This is a genomic window from Planctopirus hydrillae (assembly GCF_001707835.1).
Classification (GTDB): domain Bacteria; phylum Planctomycetota; class Planctomycetia; order Planctomycetales; family Planctomycetaceae; genus Planctopirus; species Planctopirus hydrillae.
Map to the genome: position 1 here is coordinate 22563 of NZ_LYDR01000145.1, position 6000 is coordinate 28562.

General features: G+C 57.9%; 2 protein-coding genes and 1 CRISPR repeat array. Both genes read right to left on the minus strand.

All coding sequences use genetic code 11. The features are described 5' to 3' along the window. Window positions 1-27 precede the first annotated feature (27 nt). Complete coding sequence (locus tag A6X21_RS17760) at window positions 28-255, minus strand: hypothetical protein (RefSeq protein ID WP_068850570.1); 228 nt, start codon at window positions 253-255, stop codon at window positions 28-30. After that, on the minus strand, window positions 237-1505 hold the full coding sequence (locus A6X21_RS17765; protein ID WP_068850572.1) for a phage minor head protein: 1269 nt from the start codon (window positions 1503-1505) through the stop codon (window positions 237-239). The genes A6X21_RS17760 and A6X21_RS17765 overlap by 19 nt, the downstream gene beginning before the upstream one ends. A 21-nt stretch (window positions 1506-1526) precedes the next feature. After that, window positions 1527-5837: direct repeats of the CRISPR family, unit length 36 nt; unit sequence GCTTCAATGGGGCCGCGCTTGGTTAGCGCGGAAGAC. The last annotated feature ends 163 nt before the right edge of the window (window positions 5838-6000 follow it).

A 6000-nucleotide genomic window follows, 5' to 3' on the forward strand; every position in this document is an offset into this window, starting at 1 on the left:
GTGAGTTTGCGGTCGGATTCGGGAGCGTCAAGCAGTCGCAACAAGATCCTTGCGAACGATATCGTGCGTGCCATCACCCAGCAGACGCATTTCGTTGAACGTCCACCCCGCAAAGGTCTGGCCAGGTTCCAAAATGAATCCTTGGTTGACCTTCATTCCTTTGGGGATCTTGGGCGATGTGCTTGGGAAGATGAAGATAGATTCATCGCTGACATCAATTGTCACTTTCACGGTCTCTAGGGAGTCTTCAGCCATTCTTGGTACTTCTTTCGTAACAGCGCAATTGACTCAGGAAACAACTTCTTGACCAATTTGGGCTGTTCCCATGCCCGCCCAGCACCTGCGAGTTCCAATTCGAAAAATTGAGCTACCAACTCTTCGTGTCCACCCGGCCCAAAGATTGTAGCAATTTTTAGTTGGATTTTCGGTGTCAAAGTCTTGTCTTTGATCGCGTTCTGCAGATCCCGGTCAAATGCGTCATGCAGATCTTTGTCGTTCGACCATTTCTCGACCTCATCAATGGCGTGCCCGATTTCATGATTGGCTGTCCCTCTCCAGTGAGAATGACCTATTTTCACTCTGCCGATTTGAAGGATGGGCTCTTCGGCGATTAGGGCGTCTTTCTTGTAGTACGCTCCGTAAGCATCTATCGGATCATTTTGGAATTCATCCACAAGGTTTCCGACTGCTCTCACAGTAATCGAATTGTCTTTCAGGAAGTTGAGCACCTTTGCTGGTAAGCTGTTGACGTGGTTTTTCAGATCCTCCACAAATTGATCAGATGCTTTGCTGTTCACGCCATTCGCGAAGTTGTCGAACGATGGTGTTCCCTGATTATTGCTTGCTGCCGATAGCTTCGGCTCGTCCTCAAAGCTCGATACCGCAGCACACCGGCAGTTGCAGATGTTCCCCGCGCTGGCACCGTGGCTCGAATCCCCCGGGTATGCCAGTCGCTGTCCCGAAACGGTGAACTGCTCGTCATTCCCGACCGTTTTCCCATCAGCCGCCCGATGGTTGAAGGCATCCCCGGGCTGGCTGCCACGAGTCTTGATGTCGAGCGTGCTCACCCACTCCTTTCGTTCAATGCCGATGTCTTCCCGCTCGAGCTGCTGCCCGTGATTCATTGCCCCAGTCGTCTCTGTGCGGGCAATTCGGGCCGCCTGGTACTTCTCGGCATTGGTCAGGACTTCATTGACTCGCTTTCGCATCTGGACAGGGTTGTCGCCGTCCTTCAGCGCCCGCTGCAGTGCTCGCCTCAGCCGGTCGTGAACGGTCGCTCCGACCTGAGACCACACACCCACCTCTCGTGAGCGGAGGAACTCCCGGATGTGCTCCTGCATGGCCGGGGACAGATCGACGTGGAATGAAGGGGGCAGTTCCGCCTCGTTCAACTGGTAGACCATGCCCAGCAGTGCTTCATGCAATCGCTGCCGTTTGGTGTCACCGATCCAGGCGGACTCGAAGCGTGCTCCCTGCATGGTGAGCTGGGCCCACTGGGGAATCATCACACGGTTGAACGTTGGCCGGCATCAATGGGGCCGCGCTTGGTTAGCGCGGAAGACCGCTTCCACTTCTCCACGAGATGCGGCGGGCACATGACGCTTCAATGGGGCCGCGCTTGGTTAGCGCGGAAGACCCGATAACTTGTCCCAACTGCGAGCGGCGTCACACTGGCTTCAATGGGGCCGCGCTTGGTTAGCGCGGAAGACTTGATGACTTCGCCTTCAGTGCTGCGAACGACTTGATTGCTTCAATGGGGCCGCGCTTGGTTAGCGCGGAAGACCAGTTCAAAGTGCAGTTGTCGACAGGGGGTGAGAGTCGAGCTTCAATGGGGCCGCGCTTGGTTAGCGCGGAAGACACAACTTCGCCGGTGGTGGAGGTGCCTCCACGGGAATCGCTTCAATGGGGCCGCGCTTGGTTAGCGCGGAAGACGGCTTACGATCAAAACAGGCACCACACACGCACTTGGTCGCTTCAATGGGGCCGCGCTTGGTTAGCGCGGAAGACCCAGATACTGAGGCTTTTTAAAGCTCTCCAGTGCGTTGCTTCAATGGGGCCGCGCTTGGTTAGCGCGGAAGACGCCATCGGGAAGCGTGAATTCACACCTCATGGCTATCAGCTTCAATGGGGCCGCGCTTGGTTAGCGCGGAAGACCGTCTGCACCGTGGGTATTGCAACGAGCAAGCCGTTGCTTCAATGGGGCCGCGCTTGGTTAGCGCGGAAGACGACTTTCAGCTTGCAACTCGTGGCTTAAAACTCCTCGAGCTTCAATGGGGCCGCGCTTGGTTAGCGCGGAAGACGATCAATGCCCTGGTGTTCGATCAACTCGTCAACGGTGCGCTTCAATGGGGCCGCGCTTGGTTAGCGCGGAAGACCCGCCCAATTTCGGCGTCGAAACGATGCTGCATCAGATCGCTTCAATGGGGCCGCGCTTGGTTAGCGCGGAAGACCCGCCGAAATCAAGTTGATGCTTGCACAAATGCAGCGGGCTTCAATGGGGCCGCGCTTGGTTAGCGCGGAAGACGCGGGCAAGCCATGTTTCTGTTGATGAGAGTCTCCGGGCTTCAATGGGGCCGCGCTTGGTTAGCGCGGAAGACAAGCGAAGTAACGGCTGGTAATCGTCAGCGTACGGTGCTTCAATGGGGCCGCGCTTGGTTAGCGCGGAAGACGCCAGAATTGCCACCGCATACATCGGTTGGCCCGCAAGCTTCAATGGGGCCGCGCTTGGTTAGCGCGGAAGACAGGAGTATGGGCCGCCGCTGCCTGGGTAGAAGACACGCTTCAATGGGGCCGCGCTTGGTTAGCGCGGAAGACCGCCCGAGTTGGCGGCAAAGATCGCGGCGGAGATTGCGCTTCAATGGGGCCGCGCTTGGTTAGCGCGGAAGACGGTGGCTTGCGTCGCGGCATGGACGCCACGGTTGCTACGCTTCAATGGGGCCGCGCTTGGTTAGCGCGGAAGACTTCTGACGGGACATGCACCGTTGATGTGGAATGCTGGCTTCAATGGGGCCGCGCTTGGTTAGCGCGGAAGACCATGGCAGGGATTGACACGCTCAAAGACATTCTGACGCTTCAATGGGGCCGCGCTTGGTTAGCGCGGAAGACCAGAAAGCTCCGCTGCGACGTTTCAAGCTCGCTCTGGCTTCAATGGGGCCGCGCTTGGTTAGCGCGGAAGACCAGGCACTAGTGACGAAATGAGAACAGTGAAGATACCGCTTCAATGGGGCCGCGCTTGGTTAGCGCGGAAGACGGACGGGACGCAGTGCCTATGTCGTAACGGTCGATCTGGCTTCAATGGGGCCGCGCTTGGTTAGCGCGGAAGACGTGCGTCCCACTCCTGCTCGCCCAATCGATTGATCGGCCAGCTTCAATGGGGCCGCGCTTGGTTAGCGCGGAAGACCTGAGCAAACCGTCGAAGTGGCCTTGATGGCAGACGGGCTTCAATGGGGCCGCGCTTGGTTAGCGCGGAAGACGACGTGGAAGACGGAGAAGCAATTCCTGCCCCAGCTAGCTTCAATGGGGCCGCGCTTGGTTAGCGCGGAAGACGACTTGGTGTAAACCTATCCACGTCGTCCAGATACTGTTGCTTCAATGGGGCCGCGCTTGGTTAGCGCGGAAGACGACATCCGTCCCTTCTGGCCACGTCTTGCAGAGCCAGTCATAGCTTCAATGGGGCCGCGCTTGGTTAGCGCGGAAGACGTTGACCACTGGCATCAGGGGTCACTGTGAATGACTCGCTTCAATGGGGCCGCGCTTGGTTAGCGCGGAAGACCTGTCGAATGCCGCTGCGTTCTTCTCCACGACGAACAAGCTTCAATGGGGCCGCGCTTGGTTAGCGCGGAAGACAACATTATTATGCGAAAAGCACAAAGTTCGACCACAACTGCTTCAATGGGGCCGCGCTTGGTTAGCGCGGAAGACCCCGCCTCGGTCGCTTGGATCCTTCGCTGATTGATTGCTTCAATGGGGCCGCGCTTGGTTAGCGCGGAAGACTCGCCATTGAGGTGTCAGCAGTCAGATCGGATGCACGCTTCAATGGGGCCGCGCTTGGTTAGCGCGGAAGACGAGACACGACTCAGCTACACTATCAATCGCTGGTTACTGCTTCAATGGGGCCGCGCTTGGTTAGCGCGGAAGACTCCAGTGACGGGCTGACGCCTGCCATTGCGTGCCAAAAGCTTCAATGGGGCCGCGCTTGGTTAGCGCGGAAGACTTAAGCGTGTTGGAAAACTTACGACCGCGACCGCCTCGCTTCAATGGGGCCGCGCTTGGTTAGCGCGGAAGACGAGGGCAGCGGCTCAACGGCTGTCGATCTTGTGTCGGCGCTTCAATGGGGCCGCGCTTGGTTAGCGCGGAAGACTTTGTCTGTAGCGATTGGACAGCAGCCGTGGAGCGAGCTTCAATGGGGCCGCGCTTGGTTAGCGCGGAAGACTTCGTCTTCTGGGCCTTGAAGCTGATCGACCCATACTTGCTTCAATGGGGCCGCGCTTGGTTAGCGCGGAAGACGCCTCGGATGCGTTGAAATTGGAAACCATGTAGGCATGCTTCAATGGGGCCGCGCTTGGTTAGCGCGGAAGACCGTAAACTGCTCGCTCATTTACTTAACAGCCCCTCTGCTTCAATGGGGCCGCGCTTGGTTAGCGCGGAAGACTGGTGGTGACGCTTACGTTTTGTGGCGTGGTAGTAGCGCTTCAATGGGGCCGCGCTTGGTTAGCGCGGAAGACGGCGTGTTCTCGACCCATGTACGAAAGCCAGACTAGCTTCAATGGGGCCGCGCTTGGTTAGCGCGGAAGACCTCCGCCTGCAGGATCACTGCCGCATTCCGCCGCACGACCGCTTCAATGGGGCCGCGCTTGGTTAGCGCGGAAGACTCGATCGAGAAATTGAACCCGACCAGGGGAACCGAGCTTCAATGGGGCCGCGCTTGGTTAGCGCGGAAGACGCTATTCTTCTTTAACTCTTCTTTCTGAATCGCGGCTAGCTTCAATGGGGCCGCGCTTGGTTAGCGCGGAAGACCGGCGGGTGTACCAATAAACCATGTGGCTTGGCGGAACCCAGCTTCAATGGGGCCGCGCTTGGTTAGCGCGGAAGACTGGTTACACCGCCGCGAGGGAAATTTGAGATGGCGTGGGAGGCTTCAATGGGGCCGCGCTTGGTTAGCGCGGAAGACTCGCGAAGATCGTGCCCGCAGATAACACGCTCATTGCCACGCTTCAATGGGGCCGCGCTTGGTTAGCGCGGAAGACCAGGTCTGATGGAATGAGTATCGGCGATGGCAAAACGGCTTCAATGGGGCCGCGCTTGGTTAGCGCGGAAGACGGACTGTAACAACAACGGCATCCCTGACGGCCAAGAGCTTCAATGGGGCCGCGCTTGGTTAGCGCGGAAGACACAGCACGATTCGTGGACTGCAACCACTGCTGTACTGCTGGCTTCAATGGGGCCGCGCTTGGTTAGCGCGGAAGACCTCGACATTCGACTTCGCCACGACGATCCGCAAACTGGCTTCAATGGGGCCGCGCTTGGTTAGCGCGGAAGACAAACTTTTCTCCGTACCTGTCCCTATTTCTGAGTCTGGCTTCAATGGGGCCGCGCTTGGTTAGCGCGGAAGACCTGATCCGCTCGCTTTCCGAGACTTGCAGCGAATACTTGCTTCAATGGGGCCGCGCTTGGTTAGCGCGGAAGACGCTTGGCGAGCTTGTTTGCTTCGGCCAAAACTTGTTCAGCTTCAATGGGGCCGCGCTTGGTTAGCGCGGAAGACCCCGCTGTGCTTGGATCAGTGCGGCGATATCAGGATGCTTGCTTCAATGGGGCCGCGCTTGGTTAGCGCGGAAGACCGCCCGCGTTCCAAGTTGCGGAGTAGAAAGACTTTAAGAGGCCTGTTTCGAGAGGTGGCATTTCTAGCGGGCTTAAGATATTCGTTATGATGTGTCTTGCCTGTCCAGTGGATTCGATCCAAAGCAAAAGGCTTCGGTCCGCGTGAGCCCCAGCCACGGAAGG

Coding starts and splice junctions, on each gene's coding strand:
- A6X21_RS17760 (WP_068850570.1), bottom strand. CDS start 255: ATGGCTGAAGACTCCCTAGAGACCGTGAAAGTGACAATTGATGTCAGC.
- A6X21_RS17765 (WP_068850572.1), bottom strand. CDS start 1,505: ATGATTCCCCAGTGGGCCCAGCTCACCATGCAGGGAGCACGCTTCGAG.